Annotated in this window: 25 protein-coding genes; 10 read left to right on the top strand and 15 right to left on the bottom strand. The window is 67.9% G+C overall.

Going from position 1 to position 21,131, the window contains the following annotated elements:
* Positions 1–134 precede the first annotated feature (134 nt).
* The gene (locus tag OG921_RS05465; protein WP_266111625.1) at positions 135–446 is read left to right on the top strand and encodes an oxidoreductase; all 312 of its coding nucleotides are present in this window, start codon (positions 135–137) and stop codon (positions 444–446) included.
* A 56-nt stretch (positions 447–502) separates the two neighbouring features.
* Here OG921_RS05465 and OG921_RS05460 read toward each other — a convergent pair whose 3' ends face one another.
* Positions 503–2,008, bottom strand: a complete 1,506-nt coding sequence (locus OG921_RS05460; protein WP_266111350.1) for a leucyl aminopeptidase — start codon at positions 2,006–2,008, stop codon at positions 503–505.
* Positions 2,009–2,085: 77 nt separating this feature from the next.
* Between OG921_RS05460 and gcvT the strand changes: the two genes are divergently transcribed.
* A complete protein-coding gene (gcvT, locus tag OG921_RS05455) occupies positions 2,086–3,186 on the top strand; it encodes a glycine cleavage system aminomethyltransferase GcvT (protein WP_266111349.1) in 1,101 nt (366 codons plus the stop codon).
* A gap of 135 nt (positions 3,187–3,321) precedes the next feature.
* The gene (locus OG921_RS05450) at positions 3,322–4,425 is read left to right on the top strand and encodes a branched-chain amino acid aminotransferase (RefSeq protein ID WP_266111348.1); all 1,104 of its coding nucleotides are present in this window, start codon (positions 3,322–3,324) and stop codon (positions 4,423–4,425) included.
* Positions 4,426–4,437: 12 nt separating this feature from the next.
* Here the strand turns inward: OG921_RS05450 and OG921_RS05445 are convergent, their stop codons facing one another.
* The 7 genes from OG921_RS05445 to OG921_RS05415 form a co-directional block, all read right to left on the bottom strand.
* On the bottom strand, positions 4,438–4,791 hold the full coding sequence (locus tag OG921_RS05445; RefSeq protein WP_266111347.1) for a TA system VapC family ribonuclease toxin: 354 nt from the start codon (positions 4,789–4,791) through the stop codon (positions 4,438–4,440).
* 74 nt (positions 4,792–4,865) lie between these two features.
* Complete coding sequence (locus OG921_RS05440; protein WP_266111346.1) at positions 4,866–5,090, bottom strand: CopG family transcriptional regulator; 225 nt, start codon at positions 5,088–5,090, stop codon at positions 4,866–4,868.
* A 59-nt stretch (positions 5,091–5,149) separates the two neighbouring features.
* Positions 5,150–5,866 carry an MBL fold metallo-hydrolase gene (locus tag OG921_RS05435; protein ID WP_266111345.1) on the bottom strand — a complete coding sequence of 239 codons (717 nt, stop codon included), beginning with the start codon at positions 5,864–5,866 and terminating at the stop codon, positions 5,150–5,152.
* 47 nt (positions 5,867–5,913) lie between these two features.
* Positions 5,914–6,657, bottom strand: coding sequence for an adenosylcobinamide-GDP ribazoletransferase (locus OG921_RS05430; RefSeq protein ID WP_266111344.1), 744 nt, complete (start codon positions 6,655–6,657; stop codon positions 5,914–5,916).
* Complete coding sequence (cobT, locus tag OG921_RS05425; RefSeq protein WP_266111624.1) at positions 6,654–7,664, bottom strand: nicotinate-nucleotide--dimethylbenzimidazole phosphoribosyltransferase; 1,011 nt, start codon at positions 7,662–7,664, stop codon at positions 6,654–6,656. Before cobT ends, OG921_RS05430 begins: the two co-directional genes overlap by 4 nt.
* 107 nt (positions 7,665–7,771) lie before the next feature.
* Positions 7,772–8,323: a bifunctional adenosylcobinamide kinase/adenosylcobinamide-phosphate guanylyltransferase gene (gene cobU, locus OG921_RS05420; RefSeq protein ID WP_266111343.1), complete on the bottom strand. Its 552-nt coding sequence runs from the start codon at positions 8,321–8,323 to the stop codon at positions 7,772–7,774.
* A 12-nt stretch (positions 8,324–8,335) separates the two neighbouring features.
* A complete protein-coding gene (locus tag OG921_RS05415; RefSeq protein ID WP_266111342.1) occupies positions 8,336–9,313 on the bottom strand; it encodes a helix-turn-helix domain-containing protein in 978 nt (325 codons plus the stop codon).
* Between the two features lie 86 nt (positions 9,314–9,399).
* Here OG921_RS05415 and OG921_RS05410 point away from each other — a divergent pair, with 86 nt between their 5' ends.
* Positions 9,400–9,621 carry a hypothetical protein gene (locus OG921_RS05410; protein WP_266111341.1) on the top strand — a complete coding sequence of 74 codons (222 nt, stop codon included), beginning with the start codon at positions 9,400–9,402 and terminating at the stop codon, positions 9,619–9,621.
* Positions 9,622–9,638: 17 nt separating this feature from the next.
* On the opposite strand, the gene OG921_RS05405 is transcribed toward OG921_RS05410, so the two are convergent.
* On the bottom strand, positions 9,639–10,280 hold the full coding sequence (locus OG921_RS05405) for a DUF3043 domain-containing protein (protein WP_266111340.1): 642 nt from the start codon (positions 10,278–10,280) through the stop codon (positions 9,639–9,641).
* Positions 10,281–10,465: 185 nt separating this feature from the next.
* On the opposite strand from OG921_RS05405, the gene OG921_RS05400 reads away from it, so the two are divergent.
* Entirely contained in the window at positions 10,466–10,816 is a 351-nt protein-coding gene (locus tag OG921_RS05400; RefSeq protein WP_266111339.1) for an iron-sulfur cluster assembly accessory protein, read from the top strand.
* Positions 10,817–11,100: 284 nt separating this feature from the next.
* Positions 11,101–12,072, top strand: coding sequence for a carbohydrate kinase family protein (locus OG921_RS05395; RefSeq protein ID WP_266111338.1), 972 nt, complete (start codon positions 11,101–11,103; stop codon positions 12,070–12,072).
* A gap of 84 nt (positions 12,073–12,156) precedes the next feature.
* Here the strand turns inward: OG921_RS05395 and asnB are convergent, their stop codons facing one another.
* The gene (gene asnB, locus OG921_RS05390) at positions 12,157–14,118 is read right to left on the bottom strand and encodes an asparagine synthase (glutamine-hydrolyzing) (RefSeq protein WP_266111337.1); all 1,962 of its coding nucleotides are present in this window, start codon (positions 14,116–14,118) and stop codon (positions 12,157–12,159) included.
* A gap of 291 nt (positions 14,119–14,409) precedes the next feature.
* Here asnB and OG921_RS05385 point away from each other — a divergent pair, with 291 nt between their 5' ends.
* The gene (locus tag OG921_RS05385) at positions 14,410–15,510 is read left to right on the top strand and encodes a cytochrome c oxidase subunit II (protein WP_266111336.1); all 1,101 of its coding nucleotides are present in this window, start codon (positions 14,410–14,412) and stop codon (positions 15,508–15,510) included.
* A 13-nt stretch (positions 15,511–15,523) separates the two neighbouring features.
* Positions 15,524–15,940: a cytochrome c oxidase subunit 4 gene (locus OG921_RS05380; protein WP_266111335.1), complete on the top strand. Its 417-nt coding sequence runs from the start codon at positions 15,524–15,526 to the stop codon at positions 15,938–15,940.
* Between the two features lie 109 nt (positions 15,941–16,049).
* Here OG921_RS05380 and OG921_RS05375 read toward each other — a convergent pair whose 3' ends face one another.
* From OG921_RS05375 to OG921_RS05365, 3 genes are all read right to left on the bottom strand, one after another.
* On the bottom strand, positions 16,050–16,721 hold the full coding sequence (locus tag OG921_RS05375; RefSeq protein ID WP_266111334.1) for a PhzF family phenazine biosynthesis protein: 672 nt from the start codon (positions 16,719–16,721) through the stop codon (positions 16,050–16,052).
* Between the two features lie 90 nt (positions 16,722–16,811).
* Positions 16,812–17,351: a carboxymuconolactone decarboxylase family protein gene (locus OG921_RS05370; protein WP_266111333.1), complete on the bottom strand. Its 540-nt coding sequence runs from the start codon at positions 17,349–17,351 to the stop codon at positions 16,812–16,814.
* 11 nt (positions 17,352–17,362) lie between these two features.
* Positions 17,363–17,950: a peroxiredoxin gene (locus tag OG921_RS05365; RefSeq protein ID WP_266111332.1), complete on the bottom strand. Its 588-nt coding sequence runs from the start codon at positions 17,948–17,950 to the stop codon at positions 17,363–17,365.
* Between the two features lie 111 nt (positions 17,951–18,061).
* On the opposite strand from OG921_RS05365, the gene OG921_RS05360 reads away from it, so the two are divergent.
* Positions 18,062–18,994 carry a LysR substrate-binding domain-containing protein gene (locus OG921_RS05360; RefSeq protein ID WP_266111331.1) on the top strand — a complete coding sequence of 311 codons (933 nt, stop codon included), beginning with the start codon at positions 18,062–18,064 and terminating at the stop codon, positions 18,992–18,994.
* Between the two features lie 40 nt (positions 18,995–19,034).
* Here the strand turns inward: OG921_RS05360 and OG921_RS05355 are convergent, their stop codons facing one another.
* The gene (locus OG921_RS05355; protein WP_266111330.1) at positions 19,035–19,751 is read right to left on the bottom strand and encodes a LysR family substrate-binding domain-containing protein; all 717 of its coding nucleotides are present in this window, start codon (positions 19,749–19,751) and stop codon (positions 19,035–19,037) included.
* Positions 19,752–19,785: 34 nt separating this feature from the next.
* Between OG921_RS05355 and OG921_RS05350 the strand changes: the two genes are divergently transcribed.
* On the top strand, positions 19,786–20,205 hold the full coding sequence (locus OG921_RS05350) for a DUF5997 family protein (protein WP_266111329.1): 420 nt from the start codon (positions 19,786–19,788) through the stop codon (positions 20,203–20,205).
* A gap of 16 nt (positions 20,206–20,221) precedes the next feature.
* On the opposite strand, the gene OG921_RS05345 is transcribed toward OG921_RS05350, so the two are convergent.
* Positions 20,222–21,112, bottom strand: coding sequence for a class I SAM-dependent methyltransferase (locus OG921_RS05345; protein WP_266111328.1), 891 nt, complete (start codon positions 21,110–21,112; stop codon positions 20,222–20,224).
* Between the last annotated feature and the right edge of the window lie 19 nt (positions 21,113–21,131).

Here is a 21,131-nt window from a genome sequence, read left to right as displayed (position 1 = left end):
GTGGGATCTTGCTTGCTCAACCATCCTTGCACTGGTCGGGTGGGACGAAGCGTTCGGGCGGGATTCGGAGATCTGCTGGCACTATGGATTTACTCGGTGCGAGGCAAGGAGGAATCGTGGGCCTGTTCGACCGCTTGCGCAAAGGTCGCGAGCAGCCCAGCCACCGTCTCGGACCGGAAGGTGAGTACCTCGCGGAGTGGACGCGTACACATCGCGGTGTCGAGGCCTTCGTCGAGCCGAAAACGACGGTGACCGATGTGACGGTGGTGCTGGTGGCCACAGACGGCGAGTGGACGCGGCGCATCGTCGGGGAGCGGGGCGCGCGCAAGCTCGCCGCCGCCCTGCGCATTCCCGTGTACGACGTCCGTAAGACGGGCTACCCGCAGCGGATGCGGGATTTCGATGCCCGTCGGCGCATCCAGAAACGGCGCGCGCGAGAGCAGTAGCGGCGTATGCGTGCACTCCCCGCCGCGGTGGCGACGAGAAGTGCACGCTCGGCCGGTCAGGAATGTGCGATGTCCTCGAGCACGGCGATCATCGTGCGCACCGGGACGCCGGTCCCGCCTTTGCCGATGTAGCCGAACGGACCGCTCGTGTTGTACGCGGGCCCGGCGATGTCGATATGCGCCCACTGCACGCCGTCGGCGACGAATTCGCGTAGGTAGATCCCCGCGACCAGCATCCCGCCGAAGCGGTGGTTGGAGACGTTGGCCAGGTCGGCCACCTTGGAGTCGAGATCCTTGCGCAGTTCCGCGGGTAGCGGCATCGGCCAGGCGTTCTCGCCTACCTCCTGGGACACCCGCGCGATCCGGTCGCGGAACTCCTCGGTCCCCATCACACCCGGTGTGCGGTTGCCCAGCGCGACGAGCTGCGCGCCGGTCAGCGTGGACGTCTCGATCAGGTAGTCCGGCTCGTCCTCGCAGGCGCGCACGATCGCATCGGCGAGGATCAACCGGCCCTCGGCGTCGGTGTTGATCACCTCGACCGTGGTCCCGCCGTACTGCGTCAGGACATCTCCCGGGCGCTGCGCGGTGGACGACGGCATGTTCTCCGCCATCGGCACGGTCGCGATGACATCGATCGGCAGGCGCAGCTTCGCGGCGAGCACGACCGTGGCCACGACAGCTGCCGCCCCGCCCATGTCCGAGGTCATGTTCTCCATGTTCGCGGCGGGCTTGATGGAGATGCCCCCGGTGTCGAACGTGACGCCCTTGCCGACCAGCGCGACCTTCGCCGCGTTCGTGGCGCCGCCGGAGTAGGACAGCCGCACCAGGCGCGGCGGACGCGACGATCCCTTGCCGACGCCGATTATGCCGCCGTATCCGCCCGATTCGAGCGCCCGCTCGTCGAGCACCTCGACCGACAGACCCTCGGCAAGCGCGAGATCGGCCGCGCGTTGCGCGAACTCGGCCGGATACAGATGACTGGGCGGGGTGTTGACGAAGTCGCGGGCGGTGGCGACCGCGGCGGCGATGGCCGCCGAACGGGACAGGGTTGCGGTGGCCTCCGCATCGACATCGGACACGAGCAGCGTCACTTTCGCCAACGGCCCCTCACCGGGCTTGGGTGCGGACTTCACCGACTTGTAAGCGGTGAAGGTGTACGCGCCCAGGTAGTGGCCCTCGGCGGCGGCACCGAGATCGAAAGAGCCGAGGGTGCTCGTCGCGGACTCGACACCGGACAACGCCCGCGAGGCCACGCCGGCCGACTTGCGGACCTGCTCTGCCGTCACGTCGCCGACTTTGCCCAGTCCCACCGCCAGGACGCTCGCGACGGGGAGCGATTCGGGCGCGGGGATTCGGGTCAGCTCTTCGGCCTTGCCTTTGGCGCCGACGGCCGCGAGCCGGGCGACCAGGTCGGCGGCGAGCTCGTCGCCGATGCCGGGCGAGCCCGACAGTTCCGGCGTCGAGTCCGGTCCGGCGGTGATGCCGACGATCAGGACGCCGCCCTCGTCGAGGGACGTGGACAGGGACAACTCGGGGCGCGGTGCATGCGGTGTTGACGTCACGGAACGAGACTACGACGCGTGCGATGGTGCGGTCGGCGACGGCGGTCGGCGACGGGACAGGCCGTAGGCTTCGGCGCATGAGTGACGCCGAGCTGCTGTCTGGCCCCATTCACGATGTGCACGTCGAACTCGGTGCGACTTTCGCGCCGTTCGGCGGCTGGACGATGCCGGTGTCCTACGCGGGGACGGTCGCCGAGCACACTGCGGTGCGCACCACCGTCGGCCTGTTCGACGTCAGCCATCTCGGCAAGGCGTCGGTAACCGGGCCCGGCGCAGCGGCATTCGTCAATTCGGCGCTGACCAACGACCTGGACCGGATCGGCCCGGGCAAAGCGCAGTACACGCTGTGCTGCACCCCCGATGGTGGCGTGATCGACGACCTGATCGCGTACTACGTCGGAGCGGACGAGGTCTTCCTCGTGCCGAATGCGGCGAATACGACGCGGGTGGTGGCCGAGCTCGAAAGCGCGGCGCCGCAGGGGGTCACGGTCACGAATCAGCATCGCGAGTTCGCTGTGTTCGCGGTGCAGGGGCCGCGTTCGGCGCAGGTCCTCGCCGCGCTCGGCCTGCCGACCGACATGGACTACATGGCGTTCGAGGATGCGGACTGGTCCGGTTCGACACTGCGGGTGTGCCGCACCGGCTACACCGGCGAGCACGGCTACGAACTCCTACCGCGGTGGGGCGACGCCGAATCGGTCTTCCGCGCCCTGCTCGGCGCGGTGCGCGACGCGGAAGGGCAGCCGGCGGGTCTCGGTGCCCGCGACACCCTGCGCACCGAGATGGGCTACCCGCTGCACGGGCACGAACTCGCCCTGGACATCTCGCCGCTGCAGGCGCGCTGCGGCTGGGCGATCGGCTGGCGCAAGCCGGCATTCTGGGGCAAGGAAGCACTCGAACAGGAGAAGACCACCGGCCCGCAGCGGCGGATCTGGGGCCTGCGGGCCCTCGACCGCGGTGTGTTGCGGGCCGGGCTGTCGGTGCTGCGCGACGGCGCTCCGGTTGGCACCACCACGTCCGGAACGTTCTCGCCCACCCTCAAGGCCGGCATTGCGCTCGCCCTGCTCGACGCCGATGCCGACATCGCCACGGGCGGCGAACTATCGGTGGACGTGCGCGGGCGCGCCCTGCGTTGCGAAGTGACCAACCCGCCGTTCGTGCAGGTGAAGACGCGCTGAGCGGAGCGAACCCAGCGCACTGAGCGGAGCGAACCCGGCGGATTGAGCGGAGCGAACCGAGCGCACTGAGCGGAGCGAACTTAACGCACTGAGCGGGAAGAAACTCGCTCGACAGGCTTGGATAGAATTGCTGTCATGACGACAGCCGCCAAATTCACGCGCGTTCCGCATCCCTCGCCTGCCACGACGGACGCACGGAACGCGGTATTGGCGGCGCCCGGCTTCGGCAGGTTCTTCACCGACCACATGGTGACCATCGACTACACACCGGAGACCGGCTGGACCGACGCCCGGGTCGAGCCCTACGCCCCGATCACGATGGATCCGGCGGCGATGGTGCTGCACTACGGCCAGGCGATCTTCGAGGGCCTCAAGGTCTACCGCCAGCCGGACGGCTCGCTAGCCGGGTTCCGGGTCGAGGCGAACGCCGAACGCATGCGCTCCTCGGCGCGCCGGCTCGCGATGCCCGAACTGCCTACCGAGCTGTTCGTCGGCTCGATCACCGAGCTGCTCGACGTGGACCACGAGTGGGTGCCGGCCGCGGGTGGCGAGGATGCGCTGTACCTGCGGCCGTTCATGTTCGCCACCGACGTCGGGCTCGGGGTGCGCCCGTCGAACACCTACAAGTACATGCTGCTCGCCTCGCCCGCGGGTGCGTACTTCCCCGGTGGTGTGAAGCCGGTGAGCGTTTGGCTGTCCACCGAGTACGTTCGCGCGGCGCCCGGCGGTACCGGCGCGGCGAAGTTCGCCGGCAACTACGCCGCCTCCCTCGTCGCCCAGGCTCAGGCCGCGGAGAAGGGCTGTGACCAGGTGGTCTGGCTCGATGCGATCGAGCGCCGCTACGTCGAGGAGATGGGCGGCATGAACCTGTACTTCGTGTTCGGTTCGGGTTCGGACGCCCGCCTCGTCACCCCGGCATTGTCGGGCTCGCTGCTGCCCGGCATCACCCGCGACTCGCTGCTCGCACTGGCCAGTGACGCCGGAATCCCGGTGGAGGAGCGCAAGATCGGCACCGACGAGTGGCAGAAGAAGGCCGAGTCGGGGGAGATCAGCGAGGTGTTCGCCTGCGGCACCGCCGCGGTCATCACGCCGGTCGGCCGAGTCAAGTCCGCCGACGGCGAGTTCACCATTGCCGGCGGTGAGCCCGGCAAGGTGACCATGGCGTTGCGGGACACGCTCACCGGGATTCAGCGCGGCACTTTCGCCGACACCCACGGCTGGCTGACGACGTTGCGCTGACCGCGACAAGCATCAGTCCAGCGGGTTGATCCAGGTGATGTCGCGAAACCGGGCGAAGTCGGAATCGGCGGAGTAGACCGGCACGCCGTGCTCGAGCGCGAGCGCGGCAAGTTGCGCGTCCGGGACGAGGTTGCCGGTGATGTCGACCTGCGCGGACACTTGTGCGTATGCGTCCGCGGTGCGTTCGGTCGCCGGGGGAATCCATGTTGTGGGTGCGGCAAGCCACGATTCGACGATGGCCCACGCTGCGTCTCCGGTCAGTGGGTTCTCCGAAATTCGCGGGTGGGTGGCGATCCGGACGAATGCGCCGAGGCTTTGCCAGGGCAGGCCGACCCGGATCGTCCGTTGAGCGAGTCGGTGAACCATCGGGCGGTGGCCGCGTGGTGGGAACTCGTCGAATCCACCGCGTAGAGCAACAGGTTCGCATCGACGATCATCGACTACCGCTCCGAATCGAGCAGATCCAGCACCTCGCCGATATTGGAGACGTCGGTACGTAGACCGAGTGGCGCGGACCGGTGGACGTAGGCCCGCTTGGGGGCGGGGACAGCAAGGCCCTCGCGTACGAGTTCGTTGATTGTTTCGCTGAGCCCCATGCCGGATTCGCGACGACGTTGGATAACCGCCGCTGCAACATCGTCGTCGAGGTTCACCGTGGTACGCATGACCTCAGTTTAGCGTCATGATGCGTCGTGGACCGCATCATGATGCGTCCGGCGGTCGGCTAGGCGCCCATCAGCATGCGCCACTGGTCGAGGCTGTTGGCCCGGTACACGTAGTTCGTCCGGCGCACGTCGTCCAGTGGGGCGCTCGGTTCCTCCGAATACCAGTGCCCCGGGAACACCGTCGGATTGTCGGCCAGCTTCGACAGCTGCTGCAGGCTGCGGTACATCTCGTCGACATCGCCGCCGGGAAAGTCCGTGCGCCCGCAACCGTCCAGGAACAGGGTGTCGCCCGCGACTAGCCGGCCGTCGAGCAGAAAGCATTGGCTGCCCGGCGTGTGGCCGGGGGTGTGCAGCAGCTCGATCTCGATGTCGCCGATCGCGACCTTGTCGCCGTGCTCGTGGCCGGTGAGCTCACTCTCTGCGATCCCGGTGACCCCGGAAACCCATTGCAGCTCATGGTTGTTGACGTGCACGGGCACACTCGTCCGGTCCAGCAGTTCGGCCAGGCCTTTGAGCGTGAAGCCCATCATCGTGCCGCCGACATGGTCGGGGTGGTGGTGGGTGACGAGCACACCGGACAGTCGCATCCCGTCCGCCTCGACCACGTCGGCAAGGTCGTTGGCCGCATAGGCGGGGTCGATCACGACGCAGTCACCGGTCTCGCGATCGCCGATCAGGTACGCGAAGTTGCGCATTTGGGTGGCGATCATGTCGCCGACGGCGAAGTCGCGTCCGGCAAGCAGTTGGCGAAAATACAAGCGGTCCGAATCAGCCATGGGGTCAGCCTATGGGGGCGCTTTCAGCGCAGTGCCGATGGGCGCATTCAGCGCAGTGTCAGCCCCACCGCGCACAGCGTCACGGTCACCTCGATCACCGCGCCGAGCACGTCTCCGCTGATCCCGCCGAACCGGCGCGCACAGTGCCGGGCCAGCAGCACCGCCGTAGCCACCGCCACGGCGACGACCAGCGGCCCCTGCCAGGGGTTCGGTAGCACCCACACGGCGGCGACGGCAAGCGCGAGCGACCACACGACTCCGCGCCACATCGGCTGGGTGCCGACCACGAGCGCCCCGAAACCGGTGTCGGAGAAGGCTGAAACACCGCGTCGGCACACCGGAACCACGGCGACCCGGCCCGCGGTGACGGCCAGTGCGATTGCCGTCCAGCGGCCCTCGCCTGCCAGCGCACCGAAGGCGAGCGCCTGCGACAGCATCGCCGTGATCAGCGCCGCGACACCGAATGGGCCGACTCCGCCGCTGCGCATCACTTCCTGCGCACGCTCGGGCGGGCCGTAACAGCCGAGGCCGTCGATCGTGTCGGCGAGCCCGTCGATATGCATTCCGCGCGAGAGCAACGCGAGCACCGCGACGCTCAGTAGTCCGGCCAGGGTGGCGCCGAGGCCGGCCTCGGACAGCGCCCACAGCAGCGCAGCGGTGAGCGCGCCGAGCACCACCCCGACCAGCGGCACGGCAGCGATCGCCCGGCCCGCCGCGACCCGATCGATGCGGCTCGGCCCGCGCACCGGCAGCACGGTCAGCCAGGAGAACGCGAGCGCGATCCCGGTCACGTGTCGGACGACCCACTCACTCCGGCGTCGCCGAACGTCGCCATCTCCGCCAGCGTCGCCACCGCCGCGTGCACCAACGGCAGCGCGGTGAGCGCGCCCGAGCCTTCGCCGAGGCGCATCTCGAACTCGAGCAGTGGTGGCTCGAGTCGCAGGTGTTTGAGCGCGAGCGAGTGTGCCGGTTCGGGGGAGCGGTGGCTCGCGATCCACCAGTCCCCGGCACCGGGCGCGAGCCGTTCGGCAACAAGAGCCGCCGCCGTGACGACGACGCCGTCGATCACCACGGGTGTGCGGCGCACCGCAGCCTGGGCGAGAAAGGCCGCCATTGCGGCGAAGTCGGCGCCACCCGCGACCCGCAGCAGCGCGACTGGATCGGCCAGCACCGGTCGGGCACGGCGCAACGCATCGCGTACGGCCGCGGTCTTGCGGCACCATGCTGCGTCGTCGATGCCGGTGCCCCGGCCAACCGCGGCGACCGGCTCGGTATCGGTGAGCGCCGCGATCAGGACGGTGGCCGGGGTGGTGTTCCCGATCCCCATCTCGCCGGCGATCAAAATGTCCGCCCCGGAGTCGACCTCCTCATCGGCGATCGCGCGCCCCGCGGCGATGGCGGCGCGCACCTCGTCCTCGGACAGGGCGTCCTCGCGGTCGATCGACCCGGACGACCGGCGCACTTTGTGGTCGCTGACCCGCTCGTCGGTGTCGGCGTCGACGGCGATATCCACGACCCGCACGGTGGCTCCTGCGGTACGAGCCAGTGCGTTCACGGCGGCACCGCCGGCCAGGAAGTTCGCCACCATCTGCGCGGTGACCTCGCTCGGAAACGCGGACACACCGTGGCGCGCGATGCCGTGGTCACCGGCGAACACGACGACGCGAGGGCGCTCGAGCAGTTTCGGCGGGCATTGACCTTGGCAGGCAGCGATCCAGTTGCCGATCCGTTCGAGGCGGCCGAGTGAGCCGGGCGGCTTGGTCAGCTGCAGCTGGCGCGCCTCCGCGGCCGCGCGCATCCCCGGATCGGGTGCGACGACGGGGCCGAACTCCGGATTGTCTGCGTCAGCCGTCACTGGGAGGCCTTTCGTCTTGCGTCGAATAGCATGGTGGACAGGGAAATTCGCTACTTCAGTGGGAGTGGTAGGCCCGCGACCACGAGCACCACCTCGTCGCACGCGGCGGCGATTCGTTGATTGAGGTCGCCGAGTTCATCGCGGAACAGCCGTCCCGACGAGGTGGCGGGCACGACGCCCTGGCCGACCTCCGGGGTGACGATCACCAGGCGACCGGCGTACCTGGCCACCGCCGACGTAAGTCGTTCGGCGTGTGCCGCGATCGTGCCGCGCGGTTCGTCCCAGGCATCCGCGTCGTCGATCACGACGGTCAGCCAAGTGCCGAGGTCGTCGATGAGGGTGGCCGGGGCCGCCGGCGCGGCCAGCAGGTCGGGCAGGGCAGTATCGGCGGACTCGACGACAGCCCAGGTCGGCGGGCGGCGTTCGCGGTGTGCGGCGATCCTCCGCTCGAAATCGTCGTCGCCCGGGTGTCGGCGCGCGGTGGCGATATACCGGACCGGGTCGCTGCCGTCGGCGACGATCCGTTCGGCGTGTGCCGACTTACCCGACCGTGCACCGCCGATGACGAGTGTCCGGTGCGGGACAGCGGCGGGCGACGGCACGCAGGAACGCTATCAACCCGCCTGTGCGGCGGGCTCGGCTCGGCAGCTGAACCGGCGCCGGTACTCCGCGGGGGCGATGCCGACGAGCCGATTGAAATGGTGGCGCAATAGCGCGCCGGAGGAGAACCCACACCGGTCGGCGATCGACTCGAGCGGCAGATCGGTGTTCTCGAGGAGATCCTTCGCGTGCAGGATCCGCTGATTGGTCAGCCATTTCACCGGGGTGGTGCCGGTCTCCGCAGCGAATTTGCGGGCGAAGGTGCGTGGCGACATCGTCGAGCGGGCGGCGAGGTCGTCGACCGTGTGCTGCTGGTCGAGGTTGTCGTTCATCCACTGCAGTGTGGGGGCGAGACTGTCCGAGCGGCACTGCACCACGGGACGTTCGATGAACTGGCGCTGGCCGCCATCGCGTTGGGGCGGCACGACCATGCGCCGGGCGATGGAGTTGGCGACGGTACTGCCGAGCTCGCGGCGCACGAGATACAGGCACGCGTCGATCCCCGCAGCCGTACCGGCGCTGGTGATGAGATTGCCCTCGTCGACGAACAGCACGTCGGGGTCCACGGTCGCGGACGGGTACATGCGCGCGAGTTCGTCGGTGTACTTCCAGTGCGTGGTGCAGCGCCGTCCGTCGAGCAGTCCGGCGGCGCCGGCGACGAAGGCGCCCGAGCACACCGTCAGCACTGTCGCGCCCGCGTCGGCGGCGGCGCGCAGTGCGGCGAGGATTCGCGGGTCGTAGCCGTTGTGCGCGGCCGCGGCGGGGATCACGACGAGATCGGCGTCGTGGACTTCGTCGAGGCCGTGTTCGGGAGTGACGGCGATACCGGGTGTGGAACTGCGCATCGGGGTGCCCGGATCGGTGCCGCAGACCCGGAAGTCGATCGTCGGCAGGCCGTCGTCGCTGCGATCGAGACCGAAGACCTCGCACACCACGCCGAACTCGAACATCGCCACGCGTTCGCAGAGCACGACGGCAACTTTGTGCAGCATGCCATCAGCCTAGATGGCGGAATCTTTTCGCACCATGTCCGATCTGCCACTTTCGGCAGTAATTGGCCTGGCGCAAAATTACTGCCATGACGACATTCGCATTATTGGTGCTGGTGATGCTGGCTCTGGAAGGCGGACTGGTCGCGTTACGGCGTCGCCCGCGCCCCGCGCCGGCTTGGCTGCCCAACTTCCGCTACAACGCGCTGCGCCCGTCCGACCCGGCCGACTCCTACACGGGAATCGATCGCGACGCGGCCCGGGTGAACGCTGAAATTCTCGCGATGAGCCACCGCGCCCCGCACAACTGACCGGACGGCCGCACGCGTCAGACGCTGGCGCCGATCTCGACCTGCGGTTTCGGGGCGCGCATCCGGCGTAGCTGCGATGCGCGGACGAACACGTACCAGCCGAGCTTGAGCCCGCTCTCGGTGCTGTCCGGGTAGCGCTCGTGCACGCGATTGTTCACCCGGCGACCGAGCAGGACGCCCTCGGCCGCCATGAAAACGAACATGACCAGCATCACCAGGGTGATGAGCGACTGCAGCGCGGCAGCGGCGAACATCGTCAGGATCAGGAACAACGCCAGCGGCATGAACAACCCGAGCAGGTGGCGCCGGGAGTCGACGATGTCGCGCGCCAGCCGGCGGGCCGGTCCCTTATCGCGCGGGAGCAGGTATTTTTCTTCGCCGGCGAGCATCCGGGCGCGGCGATCCGCAGCGTCCTCGCGGCGCTCGTTGGCGGCCTGTTTGCGCTCGGTTTTATCGCCGCGAGCAGCCTTTTTGCGCGCCCGAGCTTCCTTGGCCGTCAGCGGTGCCGGCGCGACCGGCCCCCGGCGCTTGGCTTCGGCCTCGCGCCGCTTGGGGGTGGGTTTGCCCTTGCCGACTTGTTGGGACTCCAGCGGGGGGATCTCCGCCGCCGACGAACCGTCGTCCGAATTGCCGGTATTTTTGCGGCCCAAGAGCTTCACCCTCCCAGGCTATGGGATGGCACAGTGAACGCGACAATCCGGTTGCCGTCGATATCGCAACGCAACGGGTGATCTGTGCTCGGGCGGGTCGGTTCGGCCAGGTGAAATGGAAGGAATACCGGGAGCGGGGGTACCGTTGTCTTGTTCACGGCAACGAACAGCATGCTTTTAGTTAGGGAGACCCGATGACTGTGCAGAACGAGACCGCCATCCATGGCGTGACTCTGACCGACGCGGCCGCCGCCAAGGCGAAGGCGCTGCTCGACCAGGAGGGTCGCGACGACCTCTCGCTTCGCATCGCGGTGCAGCCCGGAGGCTGTGCGGGCCTGCGCTACCAGCTTTTCTTCGACGACCGCAACCTCGACGGTGACCTGATCGTCGACTTCGGCGGGGTCAGCCTCGCGGTGGATCGGATGAGCGCGCCCTACGTGCAGGGTGCCTCGATCGATTTCGTCGACACCATCGAGAAGCAGGGCTTCACGATCGACAACCCGAACGCGACCGGCTCGTGCGCGTGCGGTGACAGCTTCAACTAAAGACGCGCAACGTTCGCCTGACCACGACAACGGCGTGGGTGTGCTCAATCGACACCCGCGCCGTTGTCGTGTGTCACGGCGGGCTCGAATGAACGGAACCGTTCAGTCGATCTGATCGCATGAACGTACCGTTCATTCGATTGCGGCGGACCGCCCGGGTCGCGGGTGTGGTCGGCACCACCCGGTAACGTGGCGCGGGTCCGGGCCGATTCCCGGTAGTCGAAGTCACCCCGGTAGTCGAAGTCACCCCGGTAGTCGAAGTAACCCAGGAGAGGCGAAATCCCGTGCCCATTGCCGTTTCCGGATCCATCGCAACAGATCACCTGATGAGGTTTCCTGGACGGTTCTCCGACTCCCTGCTCGCAGATCAGCTCGAGCATGTCTCGCTCAGCTTCCTCGTCGACGACCTGGTCATCCGCCGGGGTGGTGTCGGCGGGAACATCGCGTATGCGATGGGACAGCTCGGCGGCTCGCCGCTGCTCGTCGGTGCGGTCGGCGCCGACTTCGACGACTACCGGCACTGGCTGGAATCCAACGGCGTGAACTGCGCCGGGGTCGCGGTGTCCAAATCCGCGCACACCGCGCGTTTCGTCTGCACCACGGACGAGACGATGGCGCAGATCGCCTCGTTCTACCCGGGCGCGATGAGCGAAGCCCGAGACATCTCGCTGGCGCAGCTGCGCGATGCAGGCAACGAGCTCGATCTCGTGCTCATCGGTGCCAATGATCCTGAGGCGATGCTCCGGCACACCGACGAATGCCGCACGCTCGGCGTACCGTTTGCCGCCGATCCGTCCCAGCAGCTCGCCCTGCTCGACGGAACCCAGGCCGCCCGGCTCATCGACGGCGCCGCCTACCTGTTCACGAACGAATACGAGTGGGGCCTGCTGCGGCAGAAGACCGGGCTGTCTGCCGAGGAGATCGCGAGTCGGGTCGGTATCCGGGTCACCACGCTGGGCTCCAAGGGTGTCGAGATTGCCGCACCGGGCGCCGAGCCCGTCCGCGTGGGCGTCGTCCCCGAGCATGCCAAGGCCGATCCCACCGGTGTCGGTGACGCGTTCCGCGCCGGTTTCCTCGTCGGCCACAGCCGCGGCCTCGGGCTCGAGCGCGCTGCGCAGCTCGGATCGCTGGTCGCGGTGCTCGTGCTCGAGACCGTCGGCACGCAGGAATGGGTGTTGCAGCGAGACGATGCACTCAAGCGTCTGACCGACGCCTACGGCGCGGACGTGGCCGACGAAATCGCCACTGTCCTGTAAATCGCGACCGTCCTGTAAATCGCGACCGTCCTGTACCGAGCGGTCACCGGGCCTGCTGCCGCGGCGAATTGCCGCCGGCCGCCCTCAGACCTCGACCGGGTAGGTCGGCTCCTTGATGTCGGGCACGATGCGGCCCTCGACGAAGATGCCGTGCCAGACCATGAAGATCAGCACGGTCCACAACCGCCTGCTGTGATCGGACCGGCCCGCGCGATGCTCGTCGAGCATGGTCTTGATCGCGGCCTTGTCGAGGAGATGGTCGGTCTGCGACTCGGCGATCTGTAGTTGCGCCCAGTCGTAGAGTTCGGTTCCGCGCAGCCAGTGCCGCAGCGGCACCGGGAAGCCGAGCTTGGCGCGATGCAGCACGTGCGCAGGCACGATTCCCTCCAGCGCCTGGCGCAGGGCGTATTTCGTCGTCTGTTGGGTGGAACGTCGCTGCCCCGCACGACCGCGCCCGCTGGTGATCTTCTGGTCGAACGGAATCTGCTCGGCGACCCGGAATACCTCGGGGTCGAGGAACGGTACGCGCAGCTCCAGCGAGTTGGCCATGGTCATCTTGTCGGCCTTGACCAGGATGTCGCCGCGCAGCCAGGTGAACAGGTCCAGGTGCTGCATCCGCGCCACCGGGTCCCAGCCCTGCGAGCGCTCGTAAATGGCCGCGGTCACGTCGCGGTGGGTCCATTCGGGGCGAAACTCGCGCAGCACCGCGCGCAATTGCGCGTCGTTGAAGCTGCGGGCGTTGCCGTAGTAGCGCTCCTCGAGCGTCATCGAGCCACGGTGCAGCAGGCTCTTTCCCCTGGTCCCCTCGGGAATGCGCTCCGAGAGCCGCGCCGCGGCGCGGCGCAGACGCGGCGACAACTTTTCGAACGGGCGTAGCGAGAGGGGCTCGCGGTAGATGGTGTAGCCGCCGAACAATTCGTCGGCACCTTCGCCGGACAGCACGACCTTGACGTGCTTGCGCGCCTCCTTCGCCACGAAGTACAGCGGCACCAGCGCCGGGTCGGCGACCGGATCGTCGAGATACCAGACGATCTCCGGGATGGCCTCGGCGAACTCGAGCGGCGAGACGACCTTGACGATGTGACGGGCGCCGATTGCCTCGGCCGACTCCGCGGCGACGTCGACTTCGGAGTAGCCCTCCCGCTCGAAACCGGTGGTGAAGGTGATCAGATTCGGGTTGTGCCGCATCGCGAGTGCCGCGATGGCGGTGGAGTCGATGCCGCCGGACAGGAACGACCCGACGGTGACGTCGGCGCGCATGTGTTTGGCGACCGAGTCTTCGAGTGCGTCCGCGATTTCGGCGTACCGCGCCTGCTCGGACCCGGGCGCGAACGGGCGCACCCGGAAGGCCGGTTCGAAATATCGGGTGACCTCCGGGTCCTGGCCCGGCCGGAGGGTGGCAAAGCAGCCGGACTCGAGTCGGCGGACATTTCGGTGCAGGGTTTCCGGCTCCGGCACGTACTGCAGCACGGTGTAGTGCTCGATCGCTCGTGGATCGAGCTCATCACCGAGGCCGAGTTGCCCGAGCAGTTGCAACACGCTCTTCTTCTCGCTGCCGAACGCGGTGCCGCCCGGACCGGTGGCAAGGAACAGCGGCTTGATCCCGAACGGGTCGCGGGCGATGAACGCGGTCCGGTCCAGGGTGTCCCAGATGGCAAAGGCGAACATGCCGCGCAGCCGGCGCACCGCCGAGGGGCCCCAGTAGTGGTAGGCCGCGACAATCGTCTCGCTGTCACCTTCCGTGCGGAACTGCGCACCGTGCTTTTCGGCGAGTTCGGCGCGCAGCTCGAGATAGTTGTAGATCTCACCGTTGAAGGTCAGCGCGTACCGGTCGGGGAAATCCGGCGGGCCCCACCGCAGCGGTTGATGCGAATGCGCGATGTCGATGATCGACAATCGATTGAAACCGAAGACCATGTCATCGTCGTGCCAGGTGCCGTGCTCGTCGGGGCCGCGGTGCCGCAGGCAGTGCATCGCGCCGTCGACCAGCTCGACGGACTCGTCGCTGGTGCCGTTGGACGTCAGGAGTCCGAGCAGGCCGCACACGTTGTCTTCGAACCTCGTTTCGGTTTCGGATGATGGGTGCTACGAGCACATGCCGGGCGTCACACGTTCCGCCCGAGTATGCCGCAGCGCCGCGGCGGGCAGGCAGGACCGGACTCTACCTGCGGCGAGTGTTGCCACCACTGGGCCGGTGAGTAGGTGCGCGACCCGACAGCGAACTGGCACCGGGTTTGGTCTACGCTGCGTAGTATTCGAGCCATCGCTGGTGGCTCGTGCGTGGATCAAGACTTCAGCAGTGCCATTCGAAGTTGCGGCGATCAGGAAGGCGTGAACGTGGCGCACAAGAGCGGAGTTCGGGGAGCGGTCCGGCCACCGAGTCGAATCGTTCGGCGAGCCGGCCTTGTTATTTCACTCGGCGTGGCCGCGGTGTTGTTGTCGGGTTGTTCGACCGACAATGCCGTACTCCGGTTCGGCTGGCCGTCGGGCGTCACGCCGCAGGCCGAGCGCATGCGCGAACTGTGGACCTGGTCGGTCATCGCCGCCCTGGCGATGGGTGTGCTGGTCTGGGGTCTGACCTTCTGGACCGTGGTATTCCACCGCAAGAGCCGCGCGAAGGAGGGCGAGGACTTCCCTCGCCAGACCGGTTACAACGTGCCCCTCGAGCTCAGCTACACCGCCGCGCCGTTCGTGATCATCGCGATCCTGTTCTACTTCACCGTCGTCGTGCAGAACTACGTCCACGAGAAGGAGCCGGATCCGGCCGTTGTCGTCGATGTGACCGCGTTCCAGTGGAACTGGAAGTTCGGCTACCGCACCGTCGACGATGGCACGGTCCGCTGGGACGGCGCCGACCACGTCCGTGAGGACGCGAACAAGCTCGCGGCCGAGGAGGCCGCCGAGCGAACGAATGAGGAGGGCCGCCCGCGGCCCGGTCCGATCAACGGCAAGGACGCCGGGGACCTGTCCTACCTGAAGTACGACACAATCGAGACCGTCGGTTCGAGCGACCAGATTCCGGTGCTGGTGCTGCCGACCGGCAAGCGGGTCGAGTTCTCGCTCGCCTCCGCAGATGTCATTCACGCGTTCTGGGTGCCGGAGTTCCTGTTCAAGCGCGACGTGCAGCCGAACCCGAAGGAAAACCACTCCGACAACGTCTTCCAAATCAGCGAGATCGAGAAGGAAGGGGCCTTCGTCGGCCGCTGCGCCGAAATGTGCGGCACCTTCCACTCGATGATGAACTTCGAGGTCCGTGCGGTGAGCCCGGAGGCATTCGACACCTACATCGACGCCCGCAAGCCGGTGTCGGAGGGTGGCCAAGGCCTGTCCAATGCCGAGGCGCTGCAGCTGATCGGCCAGTCGCCGACCGCCACGTCGACGTATCCGTTCGACACCGACCGCACCATTCGCGAGGCCTCCACGGCCGCGGGCAACTAAGGACTGAAACGAAATGAAGGTCGAAGCCAAGCTCTTCGAACTCCTGACGGTGTTCTTTATTCTCGTCGCGATCATCTACGGGGTCTTCACCGGGCTCTCCCGCACGGGCATCGAGTGGGCCGGCCTCACCGCGATCGTGCTGACCGCAGGGCTCTCACTCATCATCGGCACCTATTTCCGGTTCGTCGCCCGCCGGCTCGACCTGCGCCCGGAGGACTACGAGGATGCCGAGATCGCCGACGGCGCGGGTGACCTGGGCTTCTTCAGCCCGTTCAGCTTCTGGCCGATCACCCTTGCCGCGGCGGCCACCACCACCGCGACCGGTCTCGCGTTCTTCGAGCCGTGGCTGATCGCGACCGGCGTCGTGTTCGTGCTGTTCGCGGTCGGCGGCCTGGTCTTCGAGTACTACCTCGGACCCGAGAAGCACTAGGTCATCCGGATTCGACGTCATCCGGATTCGACGTCATCCGGATTTGACAAGGGCGCCGCTCCCACGGGGAGCGGCGCCCTGTCGTTTGCCCGAGTGGCAGCCGGTCGAGTTACAGCTCGATCGGCGTATCGGCCACGACGCGTCCGCCGAGCCGCACCCAGCCGTCGGGCTCCCACGCGGTAACCAGTTGCGACCCGCGGCCCTGCCGGATGCGCAGGTCGCGGCTCAGCCGCGCGGTGATCCGGACGGCGGCCGCGCCGGTGGCCTCGTCCTCCGCGATGCCCATGTCGGGGGCGAACATTCGCGATCGGATCGTGCCGCTCGCCTCGTCCGACCATGCCCACGCGTAGTGATGGCGGTCGTCGAAGGCCGCAGGGTCGAGCGCGTCGACTTCCTCCGGCGCGGCGAGGTCGTGGAAAACGAACTCCGGTGCCCACTCCGCACGGGCCCGCACCGTCGTGAGTCCGTCTCGGCGACCGACCTCGACACGGCCCGCAGGCACCTCGAGCACCTGCACCGGCGTCCCGGTCGAGTGCAGCCACCACGCCACCCCGACGGTCGGGTGCCCGGCGAAGGGTAGTTCCGCAGCCGGAGTGAAGATCTGGACCGTCGCGGAACCGGAACCGGGTGTCACGTAGACGGTTTCGCTGAAGCCGAGCTGGGTGGCCAGTGCCTGGCGGTCGGGTGCGGCGACCGCTTCGGCGGCGACGATGCCGAGCGGGTTGCCGAATTGCCCCGCCGCATCGGTGAACACCCGGACGACGTCGACGTGTACTGGCATGGCGTCACCGTACCGCCGTCGGGGGAGCAGGCACCGAACGCAGCAGGGCTCCGCATCCTTTCGGAGTGCGGAGCCCTGCTCGGCCGATGCTCAGACGGCGACGTTGGCCAGCGTCTCGGCGGCGACGATGGCCTGGGCGACGCCCGCCACGGTCGCGGCGATCTTGACGGCCTCCCAGACCTGCTCCTTGGTCAGCCCCTCCTTGCGAACCACCGCATCGTGAGCGGCGGTGCAGTCGTGGCAGCCGTTGATCGTGGATACCGCCAGGCTCCACAGTTCGAAGTCGGCCTTCTCGACGCCGGGGCTGCCGATGATGTTCATCCGCAGGCCAACTCGCACTTGGGCGAAATCGTCACCGAGGAAGCTCTTGGCCCGGTAGGCGACATTGTTCATGCCCATGATGGTGGCCGCGCCGAGCGCGGCGTTGTAGGCCTCCTCGGACAGTACGTCGGCCGCGTCCTCGGCAATCTCGCGCAGCACCGTGGCCGAACGGGTGGCGGCTGCCGCGGCGAGGAACGTGCCCCACAGTTGCTGTTCGTTCAGCTCGGTGGACCGTGCCAGCGACCCGAGGTTCAGTTTGACGTCCTTGGCGTACTCGGGAAGTGCGCTCTTGAGGTTCTCGATGCTCATGGCTGCTCCGATCAGACGCTGGCCGACAGCAGTTCGCCGGCGTCGATGGTCGGATCGCCCTTGCGCCAGTTGCAGGCGCACAGCTCGTCGGACTGCAACGCGTCGAGCACGCGCAGCACCTCCTCGACGTTGCGCCCGACCGAACCGGCAGTCACCGACACGAACTGGATTTCGTTGTTCGGGTCGACGATGAACGTCGCGCGGTCCGCGACGCCGTCGGCGTTGAGCACACCGGTCGCCGTGGCGAGTTCGCGCTTGAGATCGGAAAGGATCGGGAACGGAAGGGTCTTCAGATCCTCGTGCTGCGCGCGCCACTGGAAGTGGACGAACTCGTTGTCGACGGACGCGCCGAGCACCTGTGCGTCACGGTCGGCGAACTCCTCGTTCAGCTTGCCGAACGCGGCGATCTCGGTCGGGCACACGAACGTGAAGTCCTTGGGCCAGAAGAAGACGATGCGCCACTTGCCCGCGTGGTCGTCGCTGGTGATCGTGGTGAAGTAATCGTCGGGCTGCTTGGCATCGACCTTCGAGAGGTCACCGCCGATGACGGCCTTCAGGTTGTAGGCAGGGAACTGGTCACCGATGGTGAGCAGGGGCATGTGGCTCCTCTTTCGTGTTGGACTATTCGAGTTGGTGAACGACTGTGTGATTCGATCCTGCCCAATAACTGCCCAAAGGTGAAGCCGATCAGTTCCGCTAGACTCATAGGCGTGTCCGATCAGAGTTATCAACCCACACTGTCACACCTGCGTGCGTTCGTGTCGATCGCCGAGTTTCGTCATTTCGGCACGGCCGCAGCGCGTTTGGGTGTGAGTCAACCCACACTCTCGCAGGCGCTGGCCGCGCTGGAGAACGGCCTGGGATTGCAGCTGATCGAACGCAGCACGCGCCGGGTGCTCGTCACCGCGGCCGGGCAGCGACTGCTTCCGCACGCGATGGCGACGATCGAGGCGGCGCACCGGTTTCTCACCGTCGCCAGGGGCACCGGGGAGTCGCTGACCGGCACATTGCGGATGGGATTGATCCCGACCGTCGCGCCGTACATGCTGCCTGCGCTGCTGCCGATGCTGCGCAGTGAGTTGCCCGATCTCGAGCTGCAGGTCATCGAGGACCAGACCGCGGTGCTGCTCGACCGGTTGCGCAGCGGCGTGGTCGACGTGGCGGTGCTTGCCTTGCCGACCAACGCGCACGGGATGTCCGAGATCCCGCTCTTCGACGAGGGTTTCGTGCTCGTCGTGCCACCCGGTCACGAGCTTGCTGGACGATTGCGGCTTAACCCGAAGGTGCTCAACGACATTCCGCTGCTGCTGCTGGACGAAGGGCACTGTCTGCGGGATCAGGCGCTGGATCTGTGCCGGTCCGCGGATGCCCGACCCGCCCCGGTCGGTGACACCAGGGCGGCCTCGCTCAGCACGGTCGTGCAATGCGTCGCCGGCGGCCTCGGGGTCACACTCATCCCGGACATGGCGGTGTCGGTCGAAACTTCGCGGGCCGAGCTGGGTATCGCGAGGTTCGCCGGACCCGTGCCCGGCCGAACCCTGGGGTTGGTGTTTCGTTCGTCGAGCATCCGGAGCGAGGACTACGAGCGGCTCGCGCTGTTCATGCGGCAACTGCGCAATGGCAGCCGCGCGGCGGCATCCTGACCGGCAAGCCGGTCAGGGCTGTTGGGACCGGGCAAGCCGGTCATCGCCGCCCACGCTTGCCCGGTTTCGCGGGTTTCCCGGCCGCGGCGCGGGTGGCACGTTTCGCGGCGGCCTTCTGCGATGCGGTGCGTTTGGGCGGCGGGGCGGTGGCGCCGCGCGAACTGTTGACCCCGCGCCCACGCACGATGCCGACGAACTCCTCCACCAGATCGGTGGTCGCCGCGGCCGGCCAGGCCAGCGCGACGGGGGAGGCGGGCGCGTCGCGCACCGACCGGAACGTCAGGTCGCGGCGGTGGTGCAGCCTGGCCAACGACTGTGGAACGACGAGTAACCCCACCCCGGCGGCGACGAGTTCGATTGCATCGCTGGTCGATTCGGGTCGGTGCACGGCCGCGGTCCCGGGTCGGGCGGCCCACTCGAGGGTGTCGTCGTAGGGGTGCAGCACGGTTTCACCGTCGAGGTCGGCGACGGCGATCTCGTCGACGGCGGTGAACAGATGGTCCTTGGGCACGACGACGACGGGGGTCTCCTCGTAGAGCGGGATGACACTGAGCCGGTCGCCGTTGATGGGCAGTCGGACGAGGCCGGCATCCGCGGCGCCGTTCCACAGCGAGGCGACGATGGTGGCGGCTGCGGTGTCGACGAGTTCGAGTGGCACGTCGGGTCGGCGCTCACGCCAGACCCGCACCCACTTCGCCGGAGTGACGCCAGGCACGTACGCGATCCGGAACGCGGCGGCTCGGCTCGGCTCGGTCATTTGAGTCAGGGTAGGCGATCGATAGGCTGACCCCATGAGTTCGCAGAAGACACCCCAGACGATGAAGTCGGCGACGGCGGCAAAGAAGCTGGGTGTCTACCTCGAGGCCACCCCGGCCCAGTTCCAGGCGGGCCCGGTCTCGCGGGACGAGCTCGCGCAGCTGCGGGACAATCCACCCGAGTGGTTGGACACCCTGCGCCGGGATGGCCCGCATCCACGGCCCGTCGTGGCCGACAAACTCGGCGTGTCCATCGCCGGTCTCGCGCGCGGCGGCGTGACCGAAGCGTTGACCACCGCCCAGATCGATGCGCTGCTCGCCGATCAGCCGGACTGGCTGGTTGCCGAACGCGCGAACCTGGTCGAGGTGCGAAAGGACGAGCAGCGGATCCGCGAGCAGCAGGCGGCGAAGCGGCAGGCGGCCAACCGTAAGCCGCGCGACGCGCGGCCTCTGTAGGCCGAACGCGCAACGTTCAGCGCGCCGGCCGCTGTCCGACGTAGAGGCGAACCGGCGCCGGCCAGCTTCGCGGAACTTCCTGCGTCGCGTCGAGTCCGGCCGCGCGCAGCACGCCGAGCAGATCCTCGCCTCGCCACGGTCGCCCACCGGAGCGGACGGTGCGCAGATCGGTGAGCAGCTCGGGCAACACTCCGGGTGGGCCGGCGAAGGTGCCCGCGAGCACCCAGCCGCGCGGGCGCAGTGCACCGATTGCGGCCTCGACCGCGGCGGGCACGATGGATTCGGGCCGGAACGGCAGCGGAAGCCAGACCGCGTCGAAGCCGTCCGAATCGCACAGCGTCGTCACGTCCTGGCGGCGTAGTTCGATCCGGTCGGACACCCCGCTCGCCGCGACGTTCGCCCGGGCGAGTTCCAGTGCCGCGTCGAAGATGTCGATGCCGACGACGGAGAGGTTCGGGTACGCGCGGGCTGCGCCGATCGCGAGCCAGCCGGTGCCGGTTCCTACGTCGAGAAACCGTGCGCGAGGTGAGTTGAGCGGTTCGCGGAGATCCGGAATCCGTTGCTGCGCAGCAGTGAAAGCGCCGACGATGGCGCCGGACAGTCTGCCGATGCTCTGCAGCAACACGGGGTCGATTCGGTCCCACCCGCCACTGCGGCCGGGATCGTCGATGAGGTCGGCCGCCTGTGCCACGAAGGTGCGCGCCAGCCCGACCACCGGTGCCGACTGCTCGATCGGAGCGTTCTGGGCGCCGAGAAGTTCGGTCGCGATATCGGCGAGGACTGCCCGCACCGCCGGATCGGCGGGTATTCCCTCGGTCTCGATCCGGATGTGCGCGGCCAACGCCGCGAGTGCGTCCACCGACACGCCCAGTGCCACGGCCCGGGAGAGGGGATCGTCGGTGCTCACGGCGTCACCTCCTCGAACC

The organism is Aldersonia sp. NBC_00410, assembly GCF_026342035.1.
Taxonomy (GTDB): Bacteria; Actinomycetota; Actinomycetes; order Mycobacteriales; family Mycobacteriaceae; genus Aldersonia.
This window is presented reverse-complemented; position numbering and strand designations above follow the sequence as displayed.